Origin of the sequence: Arenibacter sp. F20364 (genome assembly GCF_023015905.1) — a bacterium.
In the GTDB taxonomy this organism is placed as follows: Bacteria; Bacteroidota; Bacteroidia; order Flavobacteriales; family Flavobacteriaceae; genus Arenibacter.
The window spans coordinates 1-1,065 of the sequence record NZ_JALKBD010000115.1; the positions used below are offsets into that span (position 1 = coordinate 1).

Consider the following 1,065-nt stretch of genomic DNA (forward strand, 5'->3'; position numbering starts at 1 on the left):
GGTTCAACTGGTTCAACTGGTGCGCAAGGAATTCAAGGAGAGGCTGGTGCTACTGGTTCAACTGGAGCTACTGGAGTTCAAGGTGAAAAAGGTGATACTGGTGCCCAAGGAATTCAAGGTATTCAAGGAGAGACTGGTGCCACAGGTGCAACTGGAGCTACTGGAGCTACTGGCGCCAAGGGAGATCAAGGCGACAAAGGAGATACCGGAGCTAAGGGTGATACCGGTGCTACCGGAGCTACTGGCTCTACTGGAGCTAAGGGTGACCAAGGCGAGAAAGGTGAAACTGGAGATACTGGAGCTAAAGGAGATACCGGAGCTACAGGTGCTACTGGTGTAACCGGTGAGAAAGGTGATACTGGAGCAAAAGGAGATAAGGGTGATACTGGCGAACAAGGTATTCAAGGTGTAAAAGGTGACAAGGGTGATACAGGTGCCCAAGGAATACAAGGGGCAACCGGAGCTAAAGGAGATACCGGTGCAACCGGTGCTACTGGAACTCAAGGTGAGAAAGGTGAAACTGGTGCCAAGGGAGATCAGGGAGACAAAGGAGATCAGGGAGACAAAGGTGAGAAAGGCGATACTGGCTCAACTGGAGCACAAGGTGAGAAAGGTGATAAAGGAGATACCGGTGCAACAGGTGCTGACGGAGCCAAAGGAGACACTGGAGCCCAAGGAATACAAGGTGTAGCAGGAGCAACTGGAACTACCGGAGCCAAGGGAGATCAAGGCGACAAAGGAGATACCGGAGCAACTGGTTCAACTGGAGCTCAAGGTCCGATCGGACTTACTGGAGCAACTGGTGCGGACGGAGCTCAAGGTATTCAAGGTGTAACCGGGGCCACAGGTGCAACTGGAGCTACTGGTACAACAGGAGCCAAGGGAGATCAAGGAGATACTGGTGCCCAAGGTGATAAGGGTGAAAAAGGTGACACTGGTGCCAAAGGTGACCAAGGAGACAAGGGTGAGACTGGAGCGACAGGTGCTACTGGTTCTACTGGAGCACAGGGAATACAAGGTGAAACTGGTTCCACTGGAGCCACTGGTTCAACTGGAGCAACTGGA

The 1,065-nt window shown here is 52.6% G+C and carries 1 pseudogene; it reads left to right on the plus strand.

The features are described 5' to 3' along the window. Positions 1 to 1,065, plus strand: a pseudogene (locus MWU84_RS23940) (hypothetical protein); the annotation flags it as partial.